Origin of the sequence: Gallintestinimicrobium propionicum, from assembly GCF_025567525.1 — a bacterium.
Lineage (GTDB): Bacteria > Bacillota > Clostridia > Lachnospirales > Lachnospiraceae > Gallintestinimicrobium > Gallintestinimicrobium propionicum.
In genome coordinates, this window is sequence record NZ_JAOQJY010000013.1 from 70,594 (window position 1) to 97,002 (window position 26,409).

Below are 26,409 nucleotides of genomic sequence, written 5' to 3' on the forward strand. Positions count from 1 at the left end.
AACAGTATCGACTTTTCAAAATCCATGCACTACAATCCGCTGGCCTATATCAAGACGGAAAGCGATGTTTTGAAATTCGTTACCGCCTTGATTGCCAACACCAAAGGCGACGGCAAGGAGGGCGACGAGTTCTGGACCAAAGCCGAAAACCTCTTGTACTGCGCCCTTGTGGCCTACATCGTCTTTGAGGGGCCGGAAGAAGAACGCAACATGAATACGCTGGTGGAAATGATAAACAGCATGGAAGTCCGGGAGGATGACGAAACCTTCAAAAATGCGGTGGACTATATGTTTGACGGGCTGGAACGCCGCAGCCCCCAGCACTTCGCCGTGAGGCAGTATAAGAAATACAAGCTCGCCAGCGGCAAGACGGCAAAAAGCATTTTGATTTCCTGCGGTGCGCGACTGGCTCCCTTTGATATTCCCCAACTTCGGGAGATCATGTCTTATGACGAGCTGGAGCTGGATAAGCTGGGGGATGAAAAATCGGCGCTGTTCTTTCTTATCAGCGACACGGACACCACCTACAATTTTTTGGTTGCCCTCGCTTTTTCGCAGATGTTCAACCTTCTGTGTGAACGGGCTGACAACACCTATGGCGGGCGTCTGCCCTACCATGTGCGGGTGCTGTGGGACGAGGCAGCCAATACCGGACAGGTGCCGGGGCTGGAAAAGATCGTGGCCGTCATCCGCTCCCGTGAGATCAGCCTGACACTTTTTTATCAGGCAATGAGCCAGTGCAAGGCATTGTACAAAGACCATTCCGAAACCATCATGGGAAACATGGACAGTATCGTGTTCCTCGGAGGCCGGGAGGCTTCCACCCTAAAGGATATTTCGGAAAACTGGCTGGGCAAGGCCACCATTTCCATGCAGACCGAGGGTCGCAGCCGTGGACAGTCTGAAAGTTACAGCCAGAATATGCAGCGGCTTGGCCGGGAGCTGATGACCACCAGCGAGATCACCACCATGCCCGGAGATAAATGTATCTTGCAGCTTCGGGGGCTCCCGCCTTTCCTGTCCCCGAAGTATGACTTGAAAAAGCACCCGAATTACAAGTACACAGCCGAATTTGATAAAAAGAAAAACGCCTTCCGCTTGGAAAGCCTGTTCCGCCACCGGCCATTGAGACTAAAGCCGGAGGACGAATACACGGTGTACGAAGTGGACGGCTCCGACACGGACGAAGAAGCTGACCTGTTGAATTTCGATGATCTGGACAGCGACGAGTTTGTGTAACTTCGGGCCATGATGACCCGAAGCGCCGCCGATGTGGGCGGCTTTTTTTGTACCCAAAACCATCAAACAAACAAAATGGAGGAACGTATATGGAATTTTTCAATCAGGCAATCGACATTCTTAAAATTCTGGTCATGGCTCTTGGCGCTGGTCTGGCGGTATGGGGCGTCATCAACCTTCTGGAAGGTTACGGGTCGGATAACCCTGCGGCAAAATCACAGGGCATTAAGCAGCTCATGGCGGGCGGCGGTGTCGTTCTGATCGGCCTTCAGCTTATCCCTCTGCTGTCCGGCCTGTTCAGCTAAGTGTCACCCGTTGTCCCTTTTCCAGAAAAGGAGCTGATGTATGGACTTTATCATCGACGCAATCGTTGAATGGCTGAAAGGTCTGCTCGTCGATGGTATCATGGGAAATCTGGATGGCCTTTTCGATAACGTCAATCAGAGCGTTGGCGAGATCGCCACACAGGTAGGCACGACCCCGGCGGACTGGAACGCCGGGGTCTTTTCCATGATACGACAGATCTCCGAAACTGCCATTCTGCCAATCGCCGGGGTCATCCTCACTTTTGTTATGACCTATGAACTGATACAGATGCTCATAGAACGCAACAACCTCCATGAAGTTGACACATGGATGTTTTTTAAGTGGGTGTTCAAAACCTTTGTGGCTGTGATGATCCTGACGAATACCTTCAATATCGTGCTGGCGGTCTTTGATGTGAGCCAGCATGTGATACAGCAGTCAGCGGGCATTATCCAGAACGGGACAGAGATCACGCCGGATGTGCTGGACAGTCTGCGGACAGAGCTTGAGGCGATGGAGTTAGGCCCTCTGTTCGGACTCTGGCTCCAGTCCTTCCTGATCCAGCTTACCATGATTGCCTTAAACATCGTGATTTTCGTCATCGTATATGGCCGTATGATTGAAATTTATTTACTCACAAGTTTAGCGCCTATCCCGTTTGCCACAGTCCCCAACAGGGAAACCGGACACATGGGGCAGAACTATTTCCGCTCCCTCTTTGCGGTGGGCTTTCAAGGTCTATTGATCTTAGTCTGTGTCGCCATCTATGCGGTGCTGATCCAGAGTATCGCCACCGACGGCGACCCCATCGGGGCGATCTGGGGCTGCGTGGGATATACGGTGCTGCTGTGTTTTACCTTATTCAAAACAGGCAGTCTTGCAAAATCCATCTTCGGCTGCCATTAAGAGACTTCGGGCCATGCTGACCCGAAGCGGAAAGGAGGCGGTATGCCTCGGCGTTACAAACAGGGTGCGGACGGACAGCCGCACCCGGCTTTCTATGGAAAGCTCCCCGAAGAATTTTCTAAAGCAGACACCATGCGCTTTATGGTGGAAACCGATCTGAAACTGTCCGGGTGCGTATCGGCGGACACGCTGGCGGCACTCCGGGCGGAAGGCTATGACTACAAGGACGGGAACCTTGTTCCCGCCGGAAAGGAGGAAACCATGCAGGAAAAGGTTGCAAACACCACCCCGGCCGCACCGTTGAAGCTGGATGTAAGCGTGCGGGTCATCGAACCTGTGAAAAATCTGATGGGCTTTGCCAGCGTGAAATTCAATGACTGCTTTGTGGTGGAAAATCTGAAAATCGTACAGGGCAGCAAGGGCCTCTTTCTTGGGATGCCCAGCCAGCCGGACGGCAAAGGCGGCTATCGGGATATGGCCTACCCTGTCACAAAGGAGTTCCGGGAGCAGCTCAATACTGCTGTTCTGCAAGCCTATGAGGCAAAGCTGGAACAGATGGCGGAGCGCGGCTCTGTGGGGCGTGCGTCCATCAGCGACCAGCTCAAAGCCGGAAAAGCGGCTGCCGAACAGGCAAAGGCAGAGCGGCCTCCGAAGGAAAAGCCCAGCCGCAGTGCAGAGCGTTGACCTCGGGCCATGCTGACACGAAGCAGAAAGGAGGCGGGAACCATGCCACGCAAACGGACGGGCTATGACGCGGCCTGCTATTACGACGGAAAACTGCTGGGCCGCTGTACCAAAGCGGACAGCGACGCCTATACCCTGTTGATGAACGCCTGCGGCGGGGAGGCTGCCCGTGTTCTTCGGGAATATGCCTATTTTTCCCCAGAACTGAAAGCCATCTTGGAAAAGGCGGCGCTCATGCAGGCGGACCGGAGCCGGACGGGCGGAATGTTCCATGCGCCGAAAAGCTCCCCGTGGGGCGAGGTGCAGAATTGTGAAACCCTCTGTCCGGGGGTGTTTCTGGTATCTACCGCCAGCCACGGCGGAACGATGGTGGCAAACGAGGTAGCCGCCGTTCTCTCCCCAGCGGCCAAAAAATGCGGCTTCAAGGACAAGGGCTATATCTGCTATGAGGAGGACGCACAGGAAAGCGTAGTGCTCCGGGAGCTGCTGGACAAAAAGCTGTGGAAAATCCCTGACCGCATTAAGGACAAAGGACAGTTTGAAGAAAAACTCAATCAGTCCATCCGGCAGTATCACCCCGAATACTGGCGGGCAAGGCAGAGCGGACGAGAGGCCGCCGAAGCTGCCCGCAGCACAGCCCCGGCCAAAGAGGCCGCAAGATAACCTCGGGTCATGCTGGCCCGAAGCAATAAAGGAGGTGTACCAAAATGGCCTATGTACCAGTACCAAAAGACCTTTCCAAAATCAAGACAAAGCTGGCCTTCAATCTGACGAAGCGCCAGCTTGTTTGTTTTTCCAGCGCGGCGGCGGTGGGCCTCCCGGCCTACCTGTTTTCCCGTGGCAGTATCGGGAACAGCGCCGCCATGTTCCTGATGATCGGCCTCATGCTCCCGTTCTTCTTTCTGGCTATGTATGAACGGGATGGCCTTCCGCTGGAAAAAGTGCTGAAAAACATCATCCGCACCCGGTTCCTCTATCCCCGGGTGCGGCCTTACAAAACCGAAAACTTCTATGCGCTGCTTAGCGCCAGAAAGGAGGCGCAGCCGATTGCGAAACAACAGAAGGGCCGGAAAGCCCGCAGGCAGAAAGCCTGAAAAGCAGGGCCTTACCGGCCTGTTCACGAAAGGAAAGAACATTCCCACCACCGCCCAGCAGACCCTCCCTTACCGGGAAATGTACCGGGACGGGGTGTGCCGGGTAGCGGACCGCTATTACACCAAAACCATTGAATACGAGGACATCAACTACCAGCTCGCACAGTCCGAAGATCAGGCGGCCATCTTTGACGGGTGGAGCGCCTGCCTCAACTACTTTGACAGCAGCCTTCCGTTCCAGCTTTCCTTCCTCAACCACCGGAGCCGCCCGGGCAGCCGGTACAGCGTGAACATCCCCATGCAGGACGATGATTACAACAGCGTCCGGTGTGAGTATGTGGAAATGCTGGAAAACCAGATCGCCAAAAGCAACAACGGCATTGTCCGCACAAAGCTCCTGACCTTCGGCGTGAACGTGGACGACCTTCCCACCGCCAGGGCAAGGCTGGAACGTGTAGAGGCGGACATTTGCGGGAACTTCAAAAAGCTGGGCGTCAAGTGCCGCTCCCTTTCGGGGCTGGAACGGCTGGAACTCCTTCACGGACAGCTCCACCCCGGCAGCGGCTCCCCCTTCCGGTTTTCATGGGATATGATCCCCAAAACCGGGCTTTCCACCAAAGACTTTATCGCCCCGGACAGTTTCGATTTTCGTTTCAGCCGACTGTTCCGGGTGGGGACGACTTGGGGCGCCGCCTCCTACTTGCAGATTTTGGCCTCGGAGCTCTCGGACAAGCTGCTGGCGGAGCTTTTGGAAATGGATGCGGAAATGACCATCACTCTCCATATCCAAACCGTCGATCAGGCCGCCGCCGTAAAATCTATCAAGGCCAAAGTCTCCGACATTGACAAGATGAAGGTGGAGGAACAAAAGAAGGCAGCTCGGTCAGGGTACGACATGGACATACTTCCACCCGACCTTGTAACGTACAGCAACGACGCAAAGACCCTTCTGGAAGATTTACAGAGCAGGAATGAAAGAATGTTCCTGCTGACCTTCCTTGTAGTGAACATGGCCCCGACCCGCCGGGAGCTGGACAACGACCTGTTCACGGTATCTGGTATCGTCCAGAAATACAACTGCACCTTGAAGCGGCTGGACTTCCAGCAGGAGGATGGTTTTCTTTCCAGCCTTCCGCTTGGCCATAACGGCATTGAGATCAAGCGCGGCATGACGACCAGCTCCACGGCCATTTTCGTTCCCTTTATGACGCAGGAGCTCCGCATGGATGGCGAAGCCGTCTATTACGGGCTCAACGCACTTTCCCATAACGTCATCATGGCAAACCGGAAAAAGCTCAAAAACCCCAACGGCCTGTTCCTCGGCGTGCCGGGCTCCGGCAAATCCTTTGCCGCAAAGCGGGAGCTTGTGAACGTGTTCCTTGCCACCCGTGACCGGATCATTGTGGTGGACCCGATGGGCGAATACTCGCCCCTTATCAAGCGGCTGGGCGGACAGGTTATCGAGATCGCCCCGGACAGCCCCCACCACATCAATCCGATGGACATTGACCTGAGCTTTGACGAGGAAAACCCGATGGCGCTGAAAGCCGACTTTATCCTGTCGCTGATGGAGCTGATCGTTGGCGGCAAGGATGGCTTGCAGCCGGTGGAGCGGACCGTCATTGACCGCTGTGTACGCCAGATGTACCGGGAACATTTGCAGGACCCGGAAACAAGCAAAATGCCGACCCTCCAAACCCTGTATGACCTGCTCTGTTCCCAGCCGGAGGGCGAGGCGGTACGGCTGGCAACTGCCCTTGAAATCTATGTGTCGGGTTCCCTTAACGTGTTCAACCATGAAACCAATGTGGACTTAAACCGCCGTCTGGTATGCCTTGACTTGAAAAAGCTGGGGGCCGGGCTTCGGACGATTGCCATGCTCATTATGCAGGACTTGGTAAACTCGCAGGTGTCCATGAATTTCCTCCGCGGTATCGCTACATGGTGCTACTTCGACGAGTTCCATGTGCTGCTCCGTGACCGGCTGACGGCAAGCTACTGTGTGGCGATCTGGAAAATGCTGCGAAAAAAAGGGTGCGTTCCCAGTGCTTTAACGCAGAACGTGAAGGATTTTCTGGCAAGCCCGGAGATTGAGAACATCTTTGAAAACTCGGACTTCCTTGTGCTTCTCTCGCAGGCACAGGGCGACCGGCAGATTTTAGCCAAACAGCTTGGGATCAGCCCCCACCAGCTTTCCTATGTGACCCATACCAATTCCGGCGAAGGGTTGCTGTTCTTCGGGAATACCACCATCCCGTTTGTTGACCGCTTCCCGCAGAATACCGAGCTGTACGCCATTATGACCACCCGCCCGGAGGACAAAAAACAGGAAATGAACCGGGCATAACACACTTCGGGCCATGATGGCCCGAGGTTTGGAAAGGAGGGATACATCATCGGAAAGAAACCGGACAAACGGAATTTTCAAAGGCCGGGGCCGACGGAGGATACCGGGGGCAATCGCCCCGGACCGGCTGAACGGGAAAGACCTTCCCCCGCACCATCCCGACGTCTGCGGTTTGAGGACGAGGATACCGGACAGGACAGCCCTTCGGGCCATCATGGCCCGAAGTCCAAAAGCGGCAAGTTTCAAGAGGACAGCCGGAAAAGCCGTCCCTCTGACCGCATGAGGCAGGAAGATGAAGCGGGCGGGCCGCAGGATACCGGCAAGGCACAGGAGCCGGAGGGCTCCGCCGAGAAGGCCGGGAGCAAAAAGGACAAGTACCAGAAAGCACAGGCAAAAGCGGAACACGCCGGGGAAAAGCTGGGAAAGGCCCGGGAGAAACTGGACAAGACCGAGGCAAAACGGGCAGCGAAGAAGCCGCCGGGGCTTGCAAAAAAGGCAGTCCGGGGAGCCCGCACAGAAGCGTGGTTCTATGTCCACAACAAGATACACGAGGTTGAGCATGAAAATGTGGGTGTGGAAGGAGCCCATAAATCCGAGCTGGCCGCAGAGGCCGGAGCCCGGAAACTGACCCGCTATGCCAAACGCCGCTGGCGGGAACACCCAGCCCGGAAGGTGGCAAAGTGGGAACGGAAGGACATAAAAGCCCGGGCCAATGTAGATTTTCAAAAGATGGCCTCCGAGCACCCGGAACTTGCCAGCAATCCGCTTTCCCGTGTGCAGCAGAAATGGAAACTGAAACGCCGGTATTCCAAAGAAGCAAAGGCGGCTGCAAAACAGGGCGCAAAGGCCGCAAAGAAAACCGCTGCCGCTTCGGGAACTGCGACCCGTCGGGCGGCGCAGTTTGTGACCCGTCATCCCGTGGCGGTGCTGCTCCTGCTCCTGCTGTTGCTGCTCTGTTTTCTTGTGTCGGCGGTAAACTCCATCTTTCCCACGCTTGGCAGCGGCCTTGCCAATGCGTTATCCGGCACCTCCTACGCCTCGGAGGATACGGACCTGCTGGGCGTGGACGAGGACTACACGGCACTGGAAAACGAGCTGGCGCAGACGGTAGCGAACATCGAAAGCACCCATCCCGGCTATGACGAGTACCGCTATTCCGTGGACGAGATCGGCCATAACCCCTATGAGCTGGCATCCTATCTCTCGGCAAAGTACCATGTGTATTTCCGGGAACAGGTGCAGGACGAACTGCGGGAGATCTTCGAGGCACAGTATGAGCTGACCTTGACGGAGGAAGTCGAGATACGCTACCGCACCGAAACCAGCACCGACCCGGAGACCGGGGAAACCACCACCGAGGAAGTCCCCTATGAGTATTACATTCTCAATGTGACCCTCACAAACAAGACGCTGCCCGCCGTGATCCTGCCGAGGCTTAACGAACAGCAGCGGGAAATCTACACCGTTATGCAGCAGCTCAAAGGCAACAAACCCTATCTGTGGGAAGGGATTTACAACGGTGGCGAAGATACCGGCCCCAGCTATGAGATACCCGGCGAGGCGCTGGATGACCCGGCTTTTGCGGTGCTCATGGAAGAAGCCACAAAGTACATCGGCTGGCCCTATGTGTGGGGCGGCTCCAGCCCGTCCACCTCCTTTGACTGTTCGGGCTTTGTCTGCTGGGTGTACACGGCCAGCGGCGTCCACAACCTGCCCCGTACCACGGCGCAGGGCATTTACAACCAGTGTGCTATCATTTCTCCCTCCGAGGCAAAGCCCGGCGACATTATCTTTTTCACGGGAACCTATGACAGCCCCGGCCCTGTATCCCATGTGGGAATTTATGTGGGCGACGGGATGATGCTCCATTGTGGTTCGCCCATCCAATACGCAAACATCAATTCAAGCTACTGGCAGACACATTTCTATGCCTTCGGGCGTTTGTGAGCCAGAGGAAAGGAGTCCTTGCATGAACAAAATCGACAAGCTCGATAAGGAACTGGAAAAAGCCCGGGAGAAGGCCGCCGAATGGCAGGCCAAAATCCGGGAGCTGGAAAAGCAGAAACAGGAGGAAGAAAACAGCCAGATCGTGCAGGCGGTGCGCTCCCTCAAACTGACGCCCGCCCAGCTTATGGCTTTTCTGAATGACCCCAAAAACAGCCTTACCGCTTCGGGCCATACTGACCCGAAGCCGGAGGCACCCGAAAAGGAGGACACGGCCCATGAAGAAAACTAAATTTCGCAGGCTGGCGGCGATGGCTGCCAGCCTTTTGTTTTGCCTGATCTTTACGGTCCCGGCCTACGCCCAGAGCAGCGAGCCGCAGCCGGAGACAGCTCCCTCCCCGGCAGAAACCGAAGCAGAGCCGGAAACCCAGAACCCCTTTACCCCGGACGGGACGGGAACCGTGGTGGACAACGCCACCGACGAGGATGGAAAGGAGTTCTACACCATCACCACAGCAGACGAGAGCGTGTTTTATCTGGTGATCGACAAACAGAAAACCAGCGAGAACGTCTATTTCCTCAATACCGTTACCACAGACGACCTTCTGCCTCTTGCTGAACAGGGTAAGGAACCGCCCAAAGAAGTGACCCCTGAGCCAGAGCCAAAGCCCACCGAACCGGTGGAGGAAGTGCCGGAACCCAAGCCGGAGAAAAAGGACAGCCCCCTTCTCTCTCTGCTCCTAATCGGTGCGGTGGTGCTGGCCGGCGGTGGAATTGGTTACTATTTCAAGATTTACAAGCCGAAGCATGAAGCCCCGGATTTGGAAGATGATTACTGCGAATATGAGGACGGGGAGCTGGAGGAGATCGCAGAGGAACCCGAGGACGAAGATACCCCGCCATGGGAGGAAGATACGGAGGAATGAGAATGAATTTTACAAGCAGCCCTTTTGAACGAATGATGAAGGAAGTACCGCACCCCGGCTGGGACAATGACGACCCTTGTAAGGGATGCCGTTATTACAAGGAGTGCAAAGGAAAGAAAAAACAGTGCCGGAAGAAGTTCCGGGCGCTGATCGTGGAGCCCCGCCCTTCGGGCCATCGTGGCCCGAAGTCATAAATGGACGCCCGGGAGCTGACCCGTGACGAGAAGAAGAAAATCCGCACTCTGGTCACGGGGATGTGCGCCAACTATGACCGGGAAAGCGGCCTGTGCCTTCCTCTTGACTGTGCCTGCTATATGCTGCACAAGTGCTGGACAGGGGCGTACTGCCGTTACTTCCGTGAGGCTGTCCTGCCCCTTAACCCGGAGCTTCAAGCAGCGCTGACAACGGAAGGCATCTCCCCGGAGCTGCGGGCCTGTGCGGTCTGCGGAAAGGCATTTTTGCCCGAGGGGCGTCAAGCCTACTGCTCCGACGCCTGCAAGGCCGAAGGGAACCGACGGAAAAGCCGGGAACGCATGAGGAAAATGCGGGAGAAAAGGCCGGGCGGCTGTTACGATTTGCCGCCTCCAAAGGCTTGACATTCCGGGCTTTTTTGAGGGTGTTTCCGGGGTGGGAATATCTTATTACATTCCTCCCCGGTCTGCCCTCTTATTTCGTAACATCCAGCACTTCGGGTCATGTTGGCCCGAGGCACAGAAAGGAGGAATCTCTTGGAGACAGTACAAGGATATGTGATTTTGAAAGCTGCCACCTTTGAAACCGGACACGGCTTTGCGCTGGGGCATAATCCGGGAGCGCCGAGCCCCTTTGTGACCTGGCAGTTTACCGAGGGGGAAAACGGCCATCGGGATTACTACTGGGGCCGCTATGGAACCAGTCAGGCGTGGGCGCAGAGGGACTTTGACCGCCGGGTGGACGACTATCAGCAGTTTTACCATGCGGCGGTCAAGCATACCGAGCTGGGACCGGAGGGCGTTTACCGCTATTATTCCACCCAGCGGCCCGTGGACATAGGAACTTACCCGAAGCCGCCGGATAACCAGCCTCTTTCCATCGTCAACTACGATGATGACAGGCGGCGTCCTGTGGCAGACGGCAGGCTGATGGCATGGGGCGAACTGACCTACGCAAAGCCGCTGACCGAAAAGCAGATGGAGGATTATGAGCTGAAACCAGCACCGGGCAATCCTGACCGGGTGCGCCCATCCATTACTGCCCGGCTCAAAGATGAAACCAGAGGGCAGGAACCCCCGAAGGAACCCGGCCAGAAGCGAAACCATAAAAACCATGAGGAACGATAAAGGAGGATCGCCATGCACGAAAAAGACAACTATCTGAAAACCGCCGAGCTCTCCACAGAGCAGAACTGCAACATGATCGACGGCGTACCCAACAACACGCCCATCCCGCCCACGCCCCCGGAGTTGGACGCAAAACCGCTGGATAAGGTAAAGGAGCCCAAAGAACGCCGGAAAGGCCGGGAGCTGGAACGCTGATGGAGAACCGCAAGCGGAATGTCCATCTGCACGTCATGGTAACACCGGACGAGCTGGCGGCCATCCATGAGCGGATGGCCGAGGCGGGCATTTCCAACGCCGGGGCTTATGTACGGAAAATGGCTCTGAACGGGTATATCCTGCACATCGACCTTGCGCCCGTAAAAGAGCTGATCTCTCTGCAACGGCGCTGTTCCAACAATCTCAATCAGGTCGCCGTACACGCACACACCCATGGCGTGTACCCGGAGGAAATCGACGGATTGAAGCGGGACTATGAAAAGCTGTGGGGCGAGGTGTCAAAGGTGCTGCGGGAGCTTTCCGAGCTGGTGGCAAAGTAAGACGAGGGCGGCAGGCTTCCGTTGCGGGGCTTGCCGCCCTGCTCTTTTTTTACCACTTCGGGCCAGTATGACCCAAAAGTTTGGGACAGGATTTACTAATCTTTCGCAACATTTATGTCCCCGGGCAAGCATGATAAAATAGAGGTAGGAAGGATAGATAAAGGAGGTTTTGAAGATGAAGATACTGCTGAAAATATTGGTTGCTCCCTTTGCTTTAGCGCTGTCCCTTCTGGCGGCTCTGCTGGTGTTCCTGTTTGATATTTGTGCCGTCCTGCTGACGATTGCCTCTGTGATCCTGGCGGTGCTGGGTGTCGCTCTTTTTTTCACGCCGACGCCCATAGGCGCGATTGTATTTCTGTTTCTTGCCTTCCTTCTTTCGCCGTATGGACTGCAAGCGGCGGCGGGCTCCCTTCTTTGGGCGCTGGACGGAGGCAAATCAGCTCTGTACCGGTTTCTGGCAAGTTAAGCAGCCTCGGGCCATACTGGCCCGAAGTCGGGGCGGTCTGGATGGGCCGCCCCTTTCTCATGGAAAGGAGGAATGATTTTTGGCTACCACAACTTTGTTACAGCGCCATGCGGGCGAAGGCGAAACGATTGCTGAGGCTATCCGGGATTGTCTGGACTATGGCAAGGACCCGGAGAAAACAGAAAGCGGAAAGTATATCTCCGCTTATGAATGTGATCCGGCCACCGTGGCGGACGAGTTCCTTTTGGCAAAGGCCAGCTATGCCGCTATGACGGGCCGGGAACAGAAGAAAGAAAATAATGTGCTGTGCTATCAGATACGACAATCCTTCTATCCGGGCGAGATTACCCCGAAGGAGGCGAACCGTATCGGCTATGAGCTGGCTATGCGCTGGACAAAGGGGCGGCACGCTTTTATCGTTACCACGCACACCGATAAGCAGCACATCCATTGTCACATTTATTACAACTCCACCACCCTTGACTGCACCCGGAAATTCCGAAATTTTTGGGGCTCCAGCTTCGCCCTTCGGCGGCTCTCTGACAGGCTGTGCCTTGAAAACGGGCTATCCATCGTGGAGAACCCGAAGCCCCGGAGCAAGGGCAAGTATCGGAACTATGGAGAGTGGCAGAAAGACCGGAAAGGGCCGCTTTCCTATCAGGACAGGCTGCGCCTTGCCATTGATACTGCGTTGGCGGAACGCCCCGCTGATTTGGACGAATTTCTCAATTTGATGAAGCGGGCCGGGTATGAGGTCAAGACGGTTCGGGGCGGCGGTATCAGCTTCCGGCTGACCGGGCAGGGACAGGAACGCTTCACCCGTCTGCGTGCCTCCACGCTGGGGGACGGCTACGACTTGCAAGATGTTCTGTCCGCCATTGAGGGCAAAGAAAAACGCCCCGGGCGCTCGGAGCGGAAAATCAGTCTGGCGGTGGATATTCAAGCAAAGCTGGCCGCCGGTAAGGGGCCGGGATATGAACGCTGGGCGAAGGTATTTAACATTAAGCAGATGGCCGCCGCTCTTGCTTATATACAGGACAATGGCCTGACCGATTATGAGCAGTTGGCACAGAAAGCCACCGAGGCAGCAGACCGTTTTCATACCATTTCCGAGCAGATCAAGCAGACGGAACAGGCCATGAAAACCAATGCCGGGCTAAAGGCCGCAACGGTTCAGTATGCCAAAACCCGTCCAGTCTTTGAGCAGTATAAGGCGACGAAGTATAGCCGGAAATTCCTTGCGGAGCATGAGGCCGACCTTGAACTGTACCGGGCTGCACAAGCGGAAATGCGCTCTCTGCTGGGCGGGGCGAAGCTCCCCAAAATGGATGTGCTGAAGGAGGAAGGCCGCAAGCTCACAGCAAAGAAAAAACAGCTCTATGGAGAATACCAGAAGGCACGACGGGATATGCAGGAGCTCGTCACGATCAAGGCGAACATTGACACTCTGATGGGCTACACCGAGCCGGGAAGAAAGCAGGAAAAGGAGCGTTAAGGTTATGAAAATAAGGAGCAAAGCGACGCTGACACTTCGGGCCATGTTGGCCCGAAGATACGGGTTTGGGGCGAGCCCCAACAAGCCGCCTTTGTGCCACTTGTGGCCACAGAGGCATTGCTTGCCATTTAGCGGAACCCCCGAAAAGTACTCCAAAAACAAGAAAAACGAAGGCCCTTTTACATGACCTCCGTTTCTCTGGCTTTTTGTAGTCCCTCTGCTGTGGCCTCCATGACCGTCAATTCCTTTTCGTCCATTGAGTTGAGCAGTCTATCAATGTGCTGGCGGCAGTCGCTTTCGCTATTTTGCCTGTCAGGATAAAAGAATTGGTCTACGGAAATATCCAGCAAGGTGACGATTTGGTAAAAGGTATTCAGGCTTGGATGCTGACCCCGGTTTTCAAAATACATGATAGAGCGTGGGGTACGGTCTACAAGCTGTGCAAGATATTCCTGCGTCCAACCTTTTGCCTCTCTCTTGCGCTTGATCTCCCGGCCTAATGCGTGGAAGTCAAGCCGTCTGGTGTCTTGGTACATTCTCATATCACCCCTATATTATTTTACATTTCGGGTTTGACTATGAGAACGAAACACGATTTTATGTTTTAGTAGTATTTTATTGCCCGTCGGCAAGGTTGCCGATGTTACACGGACAAGGTATAATAACAGAAAGAAAATTTGAAAACTACACTTTAATCACAAAAATCTATGATACGCTATCTTTGGAGGTGTTATTATGCAAAGGATTTTAGTCGTTGAGGACGATTTTGATATTCAAGAACTTTTACAGAATTTTTTACAAGAAGCAGGATATGAAGTAGCTGTTGCAAATGATGGTGTCGAGGCACTATCTTTATTTGCGGGAGAACGATATGACTTGATTGTGTTGGACATTATGCTCCCCAAAATTGACGGTTACGGTGTCTGTGAATTGATACGCAAGCAATCTGATGTTCCTATCATTATGTTAACCGCATTAAGCGGAGAAGAAGATCAGATTAAAGGATTGGATTTGCAGGTGGATGACTACATCACAAAACCGTTTTCTATGCCTGTCCTGCTCCGCAAAATTGCGGCTGTACTTCGGCGCAGTAACCGGGAAACAGATGAAAAGTATCAAATCATTACTTATGGCAATTTGCTTTTGAACTGTGACAGCTACACCGCCACCGTGGACGGAGCTAATTTTGAACTGACACAAAAGGAATTTGAAATACTGCGGGAACTGCTGACCCATCAGGGCCGGATATTGACCCGGCAGAACTTGTTGGATAAGCTGTGGCGATATGATTTTTATGGGGACGAGCGTGTTGTTGATACCCATATCAAAAATCTACGAAAAAAATTGGGAATAGATTTCATTCAAACAATCAGAGGGGTGGGATATAAAGTTGATAAAGAGAATTAAAGGCAGTCTGTTTGCTAAAGTCTTTATTCTGACTGTGGCAGTTTTGCTCTGCGTGAGCTTTCTTGTCTATGGCGTTTTGGCTTGGTATATGCCTCAAACCTATTCTAACAATCTCAATGCGGCATTAGATGAACAGACAAGCGACTTTATTTATGAATTAGAACATATCCGTATGCAGGATAGCGGCGGACTTTTTGATCAGTTTCTTCAAAACACGACAATTAGCATGGTGGAGCTTTATACTGCTGATGGTGTTCTGGTGGAAACACCGTCTAACCAAAATAGCTTTAACGATGGGATCACCGGGGAGGCTCTTGGCGGAGCATCTTATGAAAGTGCGCCGATTATATCCAACAGCTATTACTTCTCATTTGCAGATGATAATAACCAATATATTTTAACAGTTTATGGAGAAGCCTCTCAAATCGCAGAACTGCGGCAATCATTTGTAAGCGTATTACCGATTTTGTTTTGCGTTATTCTCCTTGTATCGTTGGCAACTGCTTGGGTGTATTCTCGTATCATTACAAACCCGGTATTAAAAATCAGTCGGATTTCTAAAGAGATGTCTGATATGCGGCTGGAATGGCAACTTGAGGAACGCCGTTCTGACGAGCTGGGTGTACTGGAGAATAGCTTGAATACGCTGTCCCGGAAACTATCTGCTACCTTGGAGGAGTTGCAAAGTGCAAATCTCCAGCTCCAAAAGGATATTGAACATCAAAAGGCGCTGGAACGGGCACAACAGGATTTCTTTTCTTCCGCTTCCCATGAACTGAAAACCCCTATCACCATTATCAAGGGTCAATTAGAGGGGATGCTATTGGGTATAGGGGCATATAAAGACCACGAAAAGTATCTTGCCCGATCCTTGGAAGTTGCAGCTACGCTTGAAACGATGGTGCAGGAAATATTAACGATTTCAAGGCTGGAAACCAATGTCGATTTCAAAATGGAGCATTTTGATTGCGCTCCCATGATACATGGCTATTTGAGGGAGATTGATGATTTAGTGGCAACAAAAGAGCTACAAATACATCTTGCTATACAGTCTCCCGCTTTTATCAATGGGAACAAATTACTGATTGAAAAGGTGTTCTCCAATTTGATTTCAAATGCTGTAAAGTATTCGCCGCATGGAGCAAGCGTTGATATTATTTTACAAAATACCAACGGACGCTTTTTGTTCTCCGTAGAGAACACAGGTACACATATACCAGAAGATGATATTCCCAAATTGTTTGACGCTTTTTATCGTATGGAGCAATCCCGCAGTAGAAGAACAGGCGGCAGCGGCTTAGGGCTTTATATGGTTCAAAGAATTTTACAACAACATAACAGCTATTGTGAGGCTTGCAACACAGAAAACGGTGTTAAATTCTTCTTCACGATTTAGCGGACAATCAGCGGCAGGTGAACAACCTGCCGCTTTTTTTAACTACACATAAATCACAAACTAATCCCAAAGGTATCCCAAAATGCTTTGCTATACTTGGGGTACATTCAAAGAAAGGATTGGTAAACACTATGAGAAGAATGGCATTATGCGCTGCGTCCATGCTCTTGTTAGGCTGTTTGGCTGGATGCAGTACGACACCACAGAACAGCCAGGAACAAGGTAATCCCGTTATCAAGGAAGAAATCAGTCAACCTCTTGGCGGTTCTGAGGCGCTGGGAAACAGCGAGGACAGCTCGGCACTCTCCGCCGCAGACAAAGAAAAAATGTTTGCACCTTATGAACAATACGGGATGACCTATGACGCGGTCAAAGATGAACTTACCTATAACGGGAATTTGGTTCGCTGGTTTGAGGACTATTATCCCATCAGTAACAACGAAACCGCCGGTATTGATTTTCTAAATGAGAACGGCACAGTAGATGTGTATGCTGTACGGGATTTAGAGAGCTTTTCAAAAGCGGCTGACGGCTCCGTTGATCCGGCGGGTAAACTGATTGGCTTAAAAGAGTTTACCCAGCAGGAATTTGACGCACGGGATATTGAGGCGTTGAAAAACAGCACATCCGTTGCTATGGCAGGAACGCCGCTTGAAGATAGCGAAACTGCAAAGCTCGTTGCAGAGTATGAGGCATTTGGAGTAACCTATGATGCCGAAAAAGATCAGTGGTATTTCAATGGTGAGGAAGTCCGCTATTTCCGGGATGTTCTCACTTCTAATGGTGAAAGCCTCACCAGCGGAAAATTCCAAGGCGAAATGAGAACGCTTGGAAGTGGTGTTGGCACAATAGACATTTATACCGTTCGTGATTACGGCCACTTGAACAGCGAACATCACGGAACATTAACTGGCATCGAGAAATACAGTCAAGAGGAATTTGACGAGCATACACAGGCCGGAATGTCTGGAAATCAGCCCATAGGTAATGCAAGCCATAACTAAATAAACCATCTATCTGCCGCACGACGGCAAAAGAAAAAAAGCCGTCGTACAGCAGCCTATCAATACGTCTATTTGAAACGGCGGCTCAATTTTCAGAGCCGCCGTTTCTCTTTGGATATTCAGTAACCCCACGGCGGCCCATAGGAGGGTGTCGCCGTGTCCATCTTACTTTCTCACAATTCCCATGACCTTCACCAGCTAAAAAAAGCGTAGCTCCCCCTCCGGGACAGTCTGGCTATGAAGGTACAATATATCAGTACAATTATGATAATGTAATTTCATGCGTCTGCATAGTGTCTTGCTGTGCGGGCGCATTTCTTTTGCTTTGCCTCGGGCCAACTTGGCCCGAAGTCCAACCCCGGTGTCGCTCTCCGCCGCCCTCCGCTTCGGTCGCTCGTCAACCAACAACCGAAACGGAGGTCAATATGGCTATTATCAATTTGCGGGACTATTACCCATTCTATACATCAGATTGCTTCATGGAAGTATCGGAAGAAGTTGCAGAAATGTTCAAAGAGTTTGATCGTAAAGAGGCTGCCTACCGGCTGCGTACATACCGCCACAAAGCCTACTATTCCCTTGATCGGGATGACGGGCTGGAGCATGAAGCTGTCTTTGTCGCCTTATCTCCCCATGAACTGTATGAGCGGAAAGTGACCATGCAGGAGCTTCATGCGGCGATTGCCAGTCTGCCGAACAAACAGGCAAAACGGATTTACGCTCATTTCATTCTCGGCATGACCAAACAGGATATTGCCCGGGCAGAGGGCGTCCATGAAAAAGTGGTTCGTGTCGCAATCGAGCGAGGTCTGCGGCACTTAGAAAAAATTTTGAAAAATTCTTTGTAAGGCGTACCGATTTAGGCCGGAAAATGAAATGGCTTATGAGAGGCAAAACACTTCGGGTCACAATGGCCCGAGGTTCAGACAAGCCTCATGCAGATTGAAAATTGAATAAAAAGACACCCGGATACGAAGGGAAACGCGCTGTGTGACAGACCCGCCATGACCTCGGATTTCAGAGAATACAGTCTTTGTAAAACTGAGCGAGCGAACAGGTCCATGCCATAGGTGGGGCAAGGCTGGCTCCACCGGAACAGGCGCAGAACCCGGATACTTGCGTTTAGTCACAGTCCGAGCGTTGAAGCGGCCTTGCAAGCCGTGAGCCGTCGCAGGCAATGAGAACGCCTTGCCATCAGAATGGGGAGAGTTGAAATACTATGGGGCATGAAGCCTATGTCCGTCCGGTGTGTCTGAAATGAAATGAAAACCTATGGGGAGCCCCCGGCAATGCTGTCTGATGATAGGCCAACCGATCCGGCGTGGCTCCCCATCTTTTCAAAAGAGGAGCACTTTATGGGAAATGCGTTTGGAATGATCCCCGGCTTGGAACCGGACGAATGGAGCAAGGACGCCTGCCGTGGTTATGTCATTATGGCAATGGAGAACTGCGGATTTTCAAAGAAGGATATACGGCGAGTTGTGGGGCAACTTTATGAAATATTTGACCTCAACAGCGTGGAGGACGCCAAAGAAAAGTACCTTTCCAGTCCTTGCTGACCTCGGGCCACATTGACCCGAAGTGGAGAAAGCTCAAAGGGCGGCACCTGCTGGGTGCCGTCTTTTGACATTTCCCCACAGGACAAGCGGGAAAGGCTGGCATATACACGCACTTTCGCAAAGGAGGTTTTCAATGACGCAAGCTGTCACTTATGAACGAGAAACAAAGTCTGTCGCATTTCAAGGGAAGATCATTGTGCTGGAAAGCCTCACGCCGGTACTTTCCCCGAAGGAGAAAGAACAGCGCAAAAAAGAAATTGAGCGTTGTCTTTACGAGGTGTTCAGTAAATATGGGGACAGATTTCCCTAATCATTCGCAACATTGTTGTCCGGGGCTGCTGATGGTATAATATAGTTGTAAGGTTGGTAGCTCCATTCCAACAAGGAAAGGAGCCCAATATGGAATTTATCAGAGAAGATTGTATTTACGCAAGACAGTCAGTAGACCGCAAGGACAGTATCAGCATTGAAAGTCAGATCGACTTTTGCAAGTATGAATTGAAAGGCGGGAGCTGCCGGGTATTTAAGGACAAAGGCTATTCCGGTAAGAATACGGACAGACCTGAGTTTCAAAAGCTGCTGGGCGAGATCCGCAAAGGAAAGGTCCGGCGGGTCATCGTGTACAAGCTGGACCGTATAAGCCGCTCTATTCTGGACTTTGCAACGATGATGGAGCTGTTTCAAGAGTACGATGTGGAGTTTGTATCCTCCACGGAAAAGTTTGATACTTCGACCCCGATGGGCCGGGCCATGCTGAATATCTGCATTGTATTCGCCCAGCTTGAACGTGAGACAATTCAGAAGCGTGTCACAGACGCCTACTATTCACGGTGCCTGAAAGGCTTCCACATGAGCGGGCAGGCACCATACGGTTATCAGTTAGAGCCTACTGTGGTAGAGGGTATCCGCACAAAGAAAATGGTTGCCGACCCCGTAGCCGCCGACCATGTTCGGCTGATGTTTGAAATGTACGCTGAACCGGAAACCTCCTTCGGAGATATTACCCGATACTTCGAGGAACATGACATAAAAATTTATGGAAAATCCATGTTCCGTACATTTCTTTCCCAGCTTTTAAGAAACCCCGTTTACGCACAGGCCGATTTGGAGCTGTACGAATTTTTCAAGAGTCAGGGTGCAGCGATTGTCAATGACGCTTCTGACTTTGCCGGGACAAACGGCTGCTATCTCTATCAGGGGCGGGATGTGAAAGAGGACAAGGACAGGTGCTTAAAAGACCAGATACTTGTTATCGCTCCCCATGAAGCACTCATTTCCTCTGACACATGGCTGAAATGCCGGAAAAAACTTATGGCAAATACCACCTTCCAGCAGGGACGGAAACCGAAGAACACTTGGCTGGCCGGAAAAATCAAATGCGGGCATTGTGGGTATGCTCTGAAAGCCACCCATGTACCAAACAGCACCGGATATTTCCGCTGTACCAAACGGACGGAAAACAAAGGCTGTCCGGGCTGCGGGAAAATCCGCAAAGAAGAATTTGAGCAATTCATTTTCTCGGCCATGCAGGAAAAGTTCAAAGACTTTCAGATACTCCACGGCAGAGAGGAAAAAGTCAATCCGAAACTGACCGCCTATCAAGTGGAGCTGGCACAGGTGGAGGCAGAAATTGAAAAGCTGCTGGATATGCTAACCGGAGCCAATGCGACCTTGCTTGCCTACGCTAACAAAAAAATTGAAGAACTGGACACCCGACGCCAGACCATTTCAAAGGCAATCGCTGAATTGAGCGTTGAAACCATATCGCCCCAGCAGATAAAGAAGTTGTCCTATTATCTCGACAACTGGGAGAGCATAGATTTTGACGACAAAAGAAAAGCCGCCGATGGTTTGATCTCTACGATCAAGGCCGCCAGCGACCGTGTTCAGATAGAGTGGAAAATCTGACATTTCCGCTCTATCGCCCCTCATTTCTATTTTATCTTGTTTGTACCCCTTGTACACCGATGTTTCATTTTCTTTTTTATCAGCAGGCATATCATATTCCTCTGCCTGTTCGCCATCCCCCTGCTCCATCCTTTTTACAATATGTTCAAAAATATCTCTCTTACTCTCATAATGCCTATACAATGCACCTTTTGTCATGCCAAGCTCGCCCGCAATCTGACTGACAGAAACTGCTTCATATCCATCTCTCGCAAATAAATGTAATGCAACAATCAAGATATCTTCCTTTGTAGTTTTTGACATACCCACACCTCCTGCTCCGCAAAATAAACGACCGTTTACAATCAAATTATAGTAAACGGTCGTTTATTCATGACAATAGAATGCTCGCAGAGCGTGCATTCTATTGTTTGTCAAGTCAGATATCTACAAAAAATCTCCTGATATACCATAAACAGAAGCTGCGGCAGATACTGTTTGCTTACCGGATATTCCCCAACCTGAATCGTCCCTGAGTAATCCATATTCAGCCCTACCATGCAGACGAACAGCAGAACAACACGCAGTCGCCGCAGGCACTTACCAAACGATAATTCTGCCAGCAGAAATCCTGCAATCAGATAGACAGCCATCCCATTACTGTTTAATCGTGCCTCATTCCAGTAACGTATTTCCAACAGCCGTTACTTCTTCTCGTTTACGGTTACGGTCATTCTTATGACCTTTGACTGACCGTTTTGCAATCTGACAACCGCCTTGACGACTGTCTTTCCGGGCTTCAGACCCGTGATCCTGCCATTTGAGCTAACGCGCGCCACATCCGGATTGAGGACCGAAAAAGTCACTTTATCAACATTGAACCAGTTGACCCCTTTCTCAAACCAGAAGTACGTCCCCTGCCTCTCGCGGATGGTGGCTGATTGTTTCGTGGCTTTGATCGACCGCAGTATCTGTTTCGTGAGTGCTTCTTCCTCATCGGCTGTCACTAACTCATAGATTCCGTGACCCAGCTCATTATGATCCAGTTCAACGCTTCCATCTGCCGCTACCCTGAAAGGCATTTTACTGACCACAAGCTTCTCACCTGTTTCGGGATCTATCTCAATGATCTTCATTTTTTTAGGTCTCATGGTTCTTTTCAGAAGCGTATTTACATTGACCGTCACTTCCCGGATGACCCAGTCGTTTTTCGTGAGCATCTTTATCGTGGTCTTTACATTCTTCGTACCTGCTGCCTTTACGATCTCTGAAAGTGCTTCCCCGGAGATCTTCACATTGCCAAAACCTCTATCAAGAATTTCTGCGGTAGCTGAAGTGATCTTACCTTTGGCATTCTTCGATACATTGACCACTATATTCATTCCTGTCTTTTCATTTCTGATCTCGGTCCTGATCTGTACGGAACCGTCCTCTGCCCGGATTTCAGTCGTGGTCACAACTGTACCATCTTCTCTGGTTTCGGTCTTAGTCGTAGTCTTGTCCTTGTTATCGTCCTGTGGCGGAGCAGTTTCAGATCCGCTGTCGGTGGAACCGTCTGATGAACTGCTGCCGGAGCTGCTGCCACTGTCCGAGCTGCTGCCGGAACTGCTTCCACCGGAAGTACCCCCATCCGAACTACTGCCGCCGGAGCTGCTGCCACTGTCCGAGCTACTGCCGCCGGATGATTCTTTCGTAAATGCCATTCCGACCACATCACTCATGATATGACCATCTTCTATCGCAATTGCCCGGATCGTAGTCGTCTCTGTCAGCGTAATCGGTGTGTCGTACTTCTTCGATTCCTTTGTTGGCACTGTATCATCTGTTGTGTAATAAATAATCGCACCGGTGGTCGCTGTGATCGTCACATCCGTGCGATCCGAAAACTTGTCAGCACCGGAAATCGTCGGAACGCCGCTGTCTCTCGGAGTTTCAATCTTACGATTGCCAGCTGCCAAAATTGTATTGTCTGATCCGACCGCTCTGACATGAAGATCAACCATCTGACTGCCGAAAAATGTCTCCCGCTTCTCAAGTTCCTGCAATGGGTGATAATTTATGCCATCGATACTATACTGATATTTCCCCATATCAGTATCTGCCAGACCTGTCACCTGCATAACATATACGGTAGCGCTATCGTTTGGTCTTATACTCACATCAAACTGAATTGTTTCCTCCTGTGGCGGAGCAGTTTCAGATCCGCTGTCAGTGGAACCGCCTGATGAACTGCTGCCGCCGGATGATTCTTTCGTAAATGCCATTCCGACCACATCACTCATGATATGACCATCTTCTATCGCAATCGCCTGGATCGTAGTCGACTCTGTCAGCGTAATCGGTGTATTGTACTGCTGTGATCCATTTGTTGGCACTGTACCATCTGTTGTGTAATAAATGATCGCACCGGAGGTCGCTGTGATCGTCACCTCCGTGCGGTCTGAAAACTTGTCAGTACCGGAGATCGTCGGAACGTCGCTGGCGTCCGGAGTTGTGATCTCACGATTGCCGGCTGCCAAAATCGTATCGCCTGATCCGACCGCTCTGACGTAAAGATCAACCTTCTGACTGGCGCCAAATGTCTCCTGCGTCTGAAGTTGCTGCAATGAGTAATAATCTGTGCCATTGATACTATACTGATAGCTCATCCTATCAGTATCTGCCAGATTTGTCACCTGCATAACATATACGGTAGCGCTATCGTTTGGTCTTATACTCACATCAAACTGAATTGTTTCCTCCTGTGGCGCTGTGCCCTGATCTCCGGATTCTGCCGTCCCGGTGTTGTCGCTCGCGTATACCGTTTCCGGTGCGAGCAATCCACCAGGTACACTCATGGATGACACGACCGTAGCTGCGGCAATCCCCAAGGTCAGGATTTTTGCCAATGCTTTGCTTTGTTTTGATTTCCGTTGTTTCATTTTTCGTTGTCTCATTCGTCGATCCCTCCTTTTACTGATGCTGTTATTAGGCGTTTGCGAAACTATTTTTATTATCTGGGCTACCTGGCTGTGGGCGCAGTGGCATTCTGATCAAGCTGCTCTGGATTTTCTCTGTTAATCCGATCTACAATATAATTGATAGAATCTTTGATGTTAGCTGCATTGATAGGATTGTTCGTCTTAGAAGTAAATACCAGATCCTCAAATCCTTCTCTCGGAGAAAACCGAGTAGCAATGTCTTTATGGTATGTTCTCTGATATATAAGCACATCATGCACTTTCTTAATCATTGGAATCTTGCGAAATCCTGCATATTTATTTTACCCATATAATTTCCTCCCAAAAAATATGGAGAAGATTATATGTCTCTCTTCTCCATAAATATATCATGTTTATCACTTAATTTCTACGGCTTTTAAGCTGGGGAAACGCTGATTAATTCATGCATCTCCTTCCCCTTTGTCTTATCTACTGCATCCCTTCCTGCAGGTGTCCCGGACACCCTTGCCTTCATTGCTCGTTGCTCGCATAAACAATAGAATGCACGCTCTGCGATCATTCTATTGTCATGAATAAAAAGAACCGGCTGATTCATAAATGCCGATTCCCGGGTATAAAAAAGCTGAGGCCGTTGTCCTATGATTAGGAAATGCTGACCTCATCGTTTTTGAAATATTTAGTTGTCACAACGATATAATAGCGGAAGTTTTCAACACCATCCGGATATGAGTCATCTCAAATCTGATTTCCGTATTTCTTTAACTCTTCCCTATACAATTCAGCTATATATGCCGGACCATTGCACCACAGCTTTGTTTTCTCATCATACAGTGCTTTTCCTGTCTTTGAACACAGAAAATCTGTCAATATCTCTTTTCTGTCCTTTCCCGTTTCTTCTGCAATCTCATCTGTCACCATAGTGATAAGAAGGTCTATTGTATAATTCATTTTTTCCTTTGGAATTGTTACTTCAGCCATATCTTCTCACCTTTCACAAATTTCAGACACTTAATTGCGGCTTCTGTTTTGAAGCAATATTGATCTTTTAGTTTATTGGGCAACAACTGTCTGATGCAGAAATCGTCTGCCTCCTTATCGCCTGCTGTCCCGAAAGCCCCGGCAAGGTAAGCAGTAAGGGTAGCGTTTGTTGCATCATCCGCAATCTTTCCTGCAATGATATCATACCTCGCCATTTCACGTTCAACTTCGATAAACATTTTTTTCTTTCGATGTGCTGCAATGCAATGTAACCAGTCTACATCTGCATTTTCAAAAATATGCGTTTCAAGATTTCCTGAAAGTTTGAATTCAAAAGTCGAAATATATCCAAACTTCTGTCCCTCTTCAATTGTTCCGGTTGCGATTGCTTTGGCTATTGAAGTTCTCAGAAAACTTTCTGCCTGCTCCTTTGATGTAGTTAAATAAAATCCCTGCCCAAAATCTTTTCTCTTTGCACATTTGGCAAGATCTGGCTCTTTTACTTCACAATAGCTTCCATGATAGAGAACAAATCCGTCTTTTAACTCAAGCACTAATCTCTATCCCCTTTCTTTGCAAAAATTCAGTAATATCTTCAAGCACAGCTTCATCGCCTTCACAATGAAAAATCCCATAACATTTTTCTATATATCCAAGAACATCAGCTTCTTTAAACAAGTGGATAATCTGTTCAACAGATAAATGCCACTCTTCTGAAGCAAGCCGGATTAATCTTGTTTGCATGAAAGTAATCTCTGTTTTCTCACTCATTATGAATCCTCCTTAATTTCTTGGTTAATAGTCGAGTAGACTAAGACCTCTCAATCTTAGCCCCTCACAGATCCGTACGTGCGGCTTTCCCGCATACGGTTGCTCATAGTAACATTCACTTTAATATAAGCAATGGTACGTTTTAGGCTTTGCTAATGGATAATACTTGAGCATTTCCACAAATCCATTCCATGTGTATGCCCATCTACAATGCATGTGCTTCCAACCGGTTTCCAGAAAGTCCATTATTACGGCTTTCTTAACAATCGCATGAAATCCAAAAATCTGAAGCTTATTTTTAAACTTCAGGGATACCAGAAGTTTAAGCAGCGGTATGCCGGTCTCGGGATGGCGGATCTGATGAAACGGATCTGGAAAAAAGATATTTGCTGCTGTCCGCAGTGCGGACATTCCGCCATGAGGTTATTTGGAAGAACACATGGTGCATTTGGATAACAGCCCTTTGACCATACCGTTTTTAAAGCCTGCACCGTTGGAGGCTTGTTTGGCATGTCCAATTTTTCACATATGACAGCAACAAAGACTTCTATTCTTTGATTTTGCTGGGATTCTACATTTTTGAGACCCAGTAGAATAAATGCAATTCCCATATACTCTGTGGCTACACGTCCGCGAATTGGTACAATTGGAAAGAATCACATTCAGAGCAGATTTACTCAGTGAAGAAATCTGCTCTTCTTAACTGCTCTGAATCTGATACTTTCCTAATGAATTATACCATAAAACCTGTGAACAATTCTACCGCAGCTTTGGACTATATGAGAAAAGTCCGAACAGTTTTCTGCCCGGACTTCCTCGCTCAATCATAAATCAATTCCGCTTTCACAACTTTCTCTGTCTGAGCCTTGCAAGCGTTCATTTGCCGCACCCATTCCATTTGGTTTTCGGCTTTCAGCTGTCCGGTCACGCCGTACTGCTTTGCCAGCTCCGGCACGATCAGCTCCATGCGGTTTCGTGCCGCTTCGTCAATCTCGGCGCAATGCTCAAAGAGCTTGCCGGATAGCACCAGCTCATTGAACAGCAGGTCAACCGCATTTTTGAAATTCTCATCATCTTCCCTTGCTTCACTGGCATCCACCAGATCAATCAACATGGAAAAATTCTGTTCCTCCTCCGGTGCTTCATACCAGATATATGCGATTAAAGCTGTATAATAGAGCTTTTCCGCTTATAGTGATAGGT

31 protein-coding genes and 3 pseudogenes are annotated in these 26,409 nt (G+C 50.5%); 25 read left to right on the forward strand and 9 right to left on the reverse strand.

Translation table 11 applies throughout. The annotated features are described in order from the left end of the window. The 17 genes from OCV62_RS10790 to OCV62_RS10870 all read left to right on the forward strand — a co-directional run. Window positions 1-1,239, forward strand: a 1,239-nt coding sequence (locus tag OCV62_RS10790) for a VirD4-like conjugal transfer protein, CD1115 family (RefSeq protein ID WP_262586614.1), incomplete at its 5' end; no start/stop codon positions are given. An 89-nt stretch (window positions 1,240-1,328) separates the two neighbouring features. Next, complete coding sequence (locus OCV62_RS10795; protein WP_016306504.1) at window positions 1,329-1,544, forward strand: Maff2 family mobile element protein; 216 nt, start codon at window positions 1,329-1,331, stop codon at window positions 1,542-1,544. A gap of 40 nt (window positions 1,545-1,584) precedes the next feature. Continuing rightward, complete coding sequence (locus OCV62_RS10800) at window positions 1,585-2,451, forward strand: VirB6/TrbL-like conjugal transfer protein, CD1112 family (RefSeq protein WP_005927637.1); 867 nt, start codon at window positions 1,585-1,587, stop codon at window positions 2,449-2,451. 42 nt (window positions 2,452-2,493) lie between these two features. After that, a complete protein-coding gene (locus OCV62_RS10805) occupies window positions 2,494-3,135 on the forward strand; it encodes a septation protein SpoVG family protein (RefSeq protein ID WP_015567066.1) in 642 nt (213 codons plus the stop codon). A gap of 9 nt (window positions 3,136-3,144) precedes the next feature. Further along, a complete protein-coding gene (locus OCV62_RS10810) occupies window positions 3,145-3,798 on the forward strand; it encodes a DUF7007 domain-containing protein (RefSeq protein ID WP_262586621.1) in 654 nt (217 codons plus the stop codon). Window positions 3,799-3,842: 44 nt separating this feature from the next. Continuing rightward, on the forward strand, window positions 3,843-4,229 hold the full coding sequence (locus OCV62_RS10815; RefSeq protein WP_003500106.1) for a PrgI family protein: 387 nt from the start codon (window positions 3,843-3,845) through the stop codon (window positions 4,227-4,229). Further along, window positions 4,147-6,576 carry a VirB4-like conjugal transfer ATPase, CD1110 family gene (locus OCV62_RS10820; RefSeq protein WP_412314306.1) on the forward strand — a complete coding sequence of 810 codons (2,430 nt, stop codon included), beginning with the start codon at window positions 4,147-4,149 and terminating at the stop codon, window positions 6,574-6,576. The genes OCV62_RS10815 and OCV62_RS10820 overlap by 83 nt, the downstream gene beginning before the upstream one ends. Before the next feature lie 279 nt (window positions 6,577-6,855). Beyond that, complete coding sequence (locus tag OCV62_RS10825) at window positions 6,856-8,523, forward strand: C40 family peptidase (RefSeq protein WP_262586623.1); 1,668 nt, start codon at window positions 6,856-6,858, stop codon at window positions 8,521-8,523. A 22-nt stretch (window positions 8,524-8,545) separates the two neighbouring features. Further along, window positions 8,546-8,812 (forward strand): DUF4315 family protein, encoded by a 267-nt coding sequence (locus OCV62_RS10830; protein ID WP_005927622.1) that lies wholly within the window; start codon window positions 8,546-8,548, stop codon window positions 8,810-8,812. Further along, window positions 8,799-9,446: a DUF4366 domain-containing protein gene (locus tag OCV62_RS10835; RefSeq protein ID WP_007887850.1), complete on the forward strand. Its 648-nt coding sequence runs from the start codon at window positions 8,799-8,801 to the stop codon at window positions 9,444-9,446. Before OCV62_RS10830 ends, OCV62_RS10835 begins: the two co-directional genes overlap by 14 nt. A 2-nt stretch (window positions 9,447-9,448) precedes the next feature. Next, window positions 9,449-9,640, forward strand: a complete 192-nt coding sequence (locus OCV62_RS10840) for a hypothetical protein (RefSeq protein ID WP_003500082.1) — start codon at window positions 9,449-9,451, stop codon at window positions 9,638-9,640. Then, window positions 9,641-10,042 (forward strand): cysteine-rich VLP protein, encoded by a 402-nt coding sequence (locus tag OCV62_RS10845; protein ID WP_055650129.1) that lies wholly within the window; start codon window positions 9,641-9,643, stop codon window positions 10,040-10,042. 132 nt (window positions 10,043-10,174) lie between these two features. After that, entirely contained in the window at window positions 10,175-10,765 is a 591-nt protein-coding gene (locus tag OCV62_RS10850; RefSeq protein WP_202615304.1) for a defense against restriction DarA-related protein, read from the forward strand. A 12-nt stretch (window positions 10,766-10,777) separates the two neighbouring features. Next, window positions 10,778-10,960, forward strand: a complete 183-nt coding sequence (locus tag OCV62_RS10855; RefSeq protein ID WP_003500078.1) for a DUF4316 domain-containing protein — start codon at window positions 10,778-10,780, stop codon at window positions 10,958-10,960. Continuing rightward, window positions 10,960-11,301 carry a plasmid mobilization protein gene (locus tag OCV62_RS10860; protein WP_118596902.1) on the forward strand — a complete coding sequence of 114 codons (342 nt, stop codon included), beginning with the start codon at window positions 10,960-10,962 and terminating at the stop codon, window positions 11,299-11,301. Before OCV62_RS10855 ends, OCV62_RS10860 begins: the two co-directional genes overlap by 1 nt. A gap of 175 nt (window positions 11,302-11,476) precedes the next feature. Continuing rightward, entirely contained in the window at window positions 11,477-11,767 is a 291-nt protein-coding gene (locus OCV62_RS10865) for a CD1845 family protein (RefSeq protein ID WP_015564334.1), read from the forward strand. 79 nt (window positions 11,768-11,846) lie between these two features. Continuing rightward, window positions 11,847-13,262: a relaxase/mobilization nuclease domain-containing protein gene (locus tag OCV62_RS10870; protein WP_238134523.1), complete on the forward strand. Its 1,416-nt coding sequence runs from the start codon at window positions 11,847-11,849 to the stop codon at window positions 13,260-13,262. Between the two features lie 179 nt (window positions 13,263-13,441). Here OCV62_RS10870 and OCV62_RS10875 read toward each other — a convergent pair whose 3' ends face one another. Then, window positions 13,442-13,798, reverse strand: a complete 357-nt coding sequence (locus OCV62_RS10875) for a helix-turn-helix transcriptional regulator (RefSeq protein ID WP_007887838.1) — start codon at window positions 13,796-13,798, stop codon at window positions 13,442-13,444. A 199-nt stretch (window positions 13,799-13,997) separates the two neighbouring features. Between OCV62_RS10875 and OCV62_RS10880 the strand changes: the two genes are divergently transcribed. The 7 genes from OCV62_RS10880 to OCV62_RS10910 all read left to right on the forward strand — a co-directional run bounded on the left by OCV62_RS10880 (window position 13,998) and on the right by OCV62_RS10910 (window position 20,536). Then, window positions 13,998-14,669: a response regulator transcription factor gene (locus OCV62_RS10880; RefSeq protein ID WP_007887836.1), complete on the forward strand. Its 672-nt coding sequence runs from the start codon at window positions 13,998-14,000 to the stop codon at window positions 14,667-14,669. Further along, window positions 14,653-16,065 carry a sensor histidine kinase gene (locus tag OCV62_RS10885; RefSeq protein ID WP_262586635.1) on the forward strand — a complete coding sequence of 471 codons (1,413 nt, stop codon included), beginning with the start codon at window positions 14,653-14,655 and terminating at the stop codon, window positions 16,063-16,065. Before OCV62_RS10880 ends, OCV62_RS10885 begins: the two co-directional genes overlap by 17 nt. Window positions 16,066-16,082: 17 nt before the next feature. Continuing rightward, the gene (locus tag OCV62_RS10890; RefSeq protein WP_262586637.1) at window positions 16,083-17,069 is read left to right on the forward strand and encodes a hypothetical protein; all 987 of its coding nucleotides are present in this window, start codon (window positions 16,083-16,085) and stop codon (window positions 17,067-17,069) included. A gap of 425 nt (window positions 17,070-17,494) precedes the next feature. Next, window positions 17,495-17,917, forward strand: coding sequence for an RNA polymerase sigma factor (locus OCV62_RS10895; RefSeq protein ID WP_044927992.1), 423 nt, complete (start codon window positions 17,495-17,497; stop codon window positions 17,915-17,917). A 414-nt stretch (window positions 17,918-18,331) separates the two neighbouring features. Further along, on the forward strand, window positions 18,332-18,628 hold the full coding sequence (locus OCV62_RS18680; protein ID WP_330667367.1) for a hypothetical protein: 297 nt from the start codon (window positions 18,332-18,334) through the stop codon (window positions 18,626-18,628). A 133-nt stretch (window positions 18,629-18,761) separates the two neighbouring features. Then, entirely contained in the window at window positions 18,762-18,938 is a 177-nt protein-coding gene (locus OCV62_RS10905; protein WP_262586639.1) for a hypothetical protein, read from the forward strand. 89 nt (window positions 18,939-19,027) lie between these two features. Further along, window positions 19,028-20,536, forward strand: a complete 1,509-nt coding sequence (locus OCV62_RS10910) for a recombinase family protein (RefSeq protein ID WP_055168456.1) — start codon at window positions 19,028-19,030, stop codon at window positions 20,534-20,536. A 150-nt stretch (window positions 20,537-20,686) separates the two neighbouring features. On the opposite strand, the pseudogene OCV62_RS18490 reads toward OCV62_RS10910, so the two are convergent. The 7 genes and pseudogenes from OCV62_RS18490 to OCV62_RS10945 all read right to left on the reverse strand — a co-directional run. Next, window positions 20,687-20,839 (reverse strand): annotated as a pseudogene (locus OCV62_RS18490) (TetR/AcrR family transcriptional regulator); the annotation flags it as partial. A 110-nt stretch (window positions 20,840-20,949) separates the two neighbouring features. Further along, a complete protein-coding gene (locus OCV62_RS10920) occupies window positions 20,950-21,213 on the reverse strand; it encodes a hypothetical protein (RefSeq protein WP_262586641.1) in 264 nt (87 codons plus the stop codon). A gap of 6 nt (window positions 21,214-21,219) precedes the next feature. After that, window positions 21,220-23,451 (reverse strand): chitobiase/beta-hexosaminidase C-terminal domain-containing protein, encoded by a 2,232-nt coding sequence (locus OCV62_RS10925; RefSeq protein ID WP_262586643.1) that lies wholly within the window; start codon window positions 23,449-23,451, stop codon window positions 21,220-21,222. Between the two features lie 65 nt (window positions 23,452-23,516). Beyond that, window positions 23,517-23,747 (reverse strand): hypothetical protein, encoded by a 231-nt coding sequence (locus OCV62_RS10930; protein WP_021913964.1) that lies wholly within the window; start codon window positions 23,745-23,747, stop codon window positions 23,517-23,519. 445 nt (window positions 23,748-24,192) lie between these two features. Then, window positions 24,193-24,435, reverse strand: coding sequence for a hypothetical protein (locus tag OCV62_RS10935; protein WP_117959588.1), 243 nt, complete (start codon window positions 24,433-24,435; stop codon window positions 24,193-24,195). Beyond that, window positions 24,423-24,989 carry a DUF3990 domain-containing protein gene (locus OCV62_RS10940; protein ID WP_262586647.1) on the reverse strand — a complete coding sequence of 189 codons (567 nt, stop codon included), beginning with the start codon at window positions 24,987-24,989 and terminating at the stop codon, window positions 24,423-24,425. The genes OCV62_RS10935 and OCV62_RS10940 overlap by 13 nt, the downstream gene beginning before the upstream one ends. Next, window positions 24,982-25,206 (reverse strand): DUF3791 domain-containing protein, encoded by a 225-nt coding sequence (locus OCV62_RS10945; RefSeq protein ID WP_117959586.1) that lies wholly within the window; start codon window positions 25,204-25,206, stop codon window positions 24,982-24,984. Before OCV62_RS10945 ends, OCV62_RS10940 begins: the two co-directional genes overlap by 8 nt. Window positions 25,207-25,416: 210 nt before the next feature. On the opposite strand from OCV62_RS10945, the pseudogene OCV62_RS18815 reads away from it, so the two are divergent. Next, window positions 25,417-25,662 (forward strand): annotated as a pseudogene (locus OCV62_RS18815) (IS91 family transposase); the annotation flags it as partial. Between the two features lie 364 nt (window positions 25,663-26,026). On the opposite strand, the pseudogene OCV62_RS10950 reads toward OCV62_RS18815, so the two are convergent. Beyond that, window positions 26,027-26,395, reverse strand: a pseudogene (locus OCV62_RS10950) (TnpV protein); the annotation flags it as partial. Window positions 26,396-26,409 lie beyond the last annotated feature (14 nt).

Coding starts and splice junctions, on each gene's coding strand:
- OCV62_RS10820 (WP_412314306.1), top strand. CDS start 4,147: ATGCGCTGCTTAGCGCCAGAAAGGAGGCGCAGCCGATTGCGAAACAAC.
- OCV62_RS10795 (WP_016306504.1), top strand. CDS start 1,329: ATGGAATTTTTCAATCAGGCAATCGACATTCTTAAAATTCTGGTCATG.
- OCV62_RS10830 (WP_005927622.1), top strand. CDS start 8,546: ATGAACAAAATCGACAAGCTCGATAAGGAACTGGAAAAAGCCCGGGAG.
- OCV62_RS18680 (WP_330667367.1), top strand. CDS start 18,332: ATGAAAACCTATGGGGAGCCCCCGGCAATGCTGTCTGATGATAGGCCA.
- OCV62_RS10945 (WP_117959586.1), bottom strand. CDS start 25,206: ATGAGTGAGAAAACAGAGATTACTTTCATGCAAACAAGATTAATCCGG.
- OCV62_RS10875 (WP_007887838.1), bottom strand. CDS start 13,798: ATGTACCAAGACACCAGACGGCTTGACTTCCACGCATTAGGCCGGGAG.
- OCV62_RS10865 (WP_015564334.1), top strand. CDS start 11,477: ATGAAGATACTGCTGAAAATATTGGTTGCTCCCTTTGCTTTAGCGCTG.
- OCV62_RS10880 (WP_007887836.1), top strand. CDS start 13,998: ATGCAAAGGATTTTAGTCGTTGAGGACGATTTTGATATTCAAGAACTT.
- OCV62_RS10845 (WP_055650129.1), top strand. CDS start 9,641: ATGGACGCCCGGGAGCTGACCCGTGACGAGAAGAAGAAAATCCGCACT.
- OCV62_RS10855 (WP_003500078.1), top strand. CDS start 10,778: ATGCACGAAAAAGACAACTATCTGAAAACCGCCGAGCTCTCCACAGAG.
- OCV62_RS10935 (WP_117959588.1), bottom strand. CDS start 24,435: ATGGCTGAAGTAACAATTCCAAAGGAAAAAATGAATTATACAATAGAC.
- OCV62_RS10930 (WP_021913964.1), bottom strand. CDS start 23,747: ATGATTAAGAAAGTGCATGATGTGCTTATATATCAGAGAACATACCAT.
- OCV62_RS10825 (WP_262586623.1), top strand. CDS start 6,856: ATGAGGCAGGAAGATGAAGCGGGCGGGCCGCAGGATACCGGCAAGGCA.
- OCV62_RS10840 (WP_003500082.1), top strand. CDS start 9,449: ATGAATTTTACAAGCAGCCCTTTTGAACGAATGATGAAGGAAGTACCG.
- OCV62_RS10805 (WP_015567066.1), top strand. CDS start 2,494: ATGCCTCGGCGTTACAAACAGGGTGCGGACGGACAGCCGCACCCGGCT.
- OCV62_RS10835 (WP_007887850.1), top strand. CDS start 8,799: ATGAAGAAAACTAAATTTCGCAGGCTGGCGGCGATGGCTGCCAGCCTT.
- OCV62_RS10925 (WP_262586643.1), bottom strand. CDS start 23,451: ATGAGACAACGAAAAATGAAACAACGGAAATCAAAACAAAGCAAAGCA.
- OCV62_RS10905 (WP_262586639.1), top strand. CDS start 18,762: ATGACGCAAGCTGTCACTTATGAACGAGAAACAAAGTCTGTCGCATTT.
- OCV62_RS10815 (WP_003500106.1), top strand. CDS start 3,843: ATGGCCTATGTACCAGTACCAAAAGACCTTTCCAAAATCAAGACAAAG.
- OCV62_RS10895 (WP_044927992.1), top strand. CDS start 17,495: ATGGCTATTATCAATTTGCGGGACTATTACCCATTCTATACATCAGAT.
- OCV62_RS10810 (WP_262586621.1), top strand. CDS start 3,145: ATGCTGACACGAAGCAGAAAGGAGGCGGGAACCATGCCACGCAAACGG.
- OCV62_RS10910 (WP_055168456.1), top strand. CDS start 19,028: ATGGAATTTATCAGAGAAGATTGTATTTACGCAAGACAGTCAGTAGAC.
- OCV62_RS10860 (WP_118596902.1), top strand. CDS start 10,960: ATGGAGAACCGCAAGCGGAATGTCCATCTGCACGTCATGGTAACACCG.
- OCV62_RS10800 (WP_005927637.1), top strand. CDS start 1,585: ATGGACTTTATCATCGACGCAATCGTTGAATGGCTGAAAGGTCTGCTC.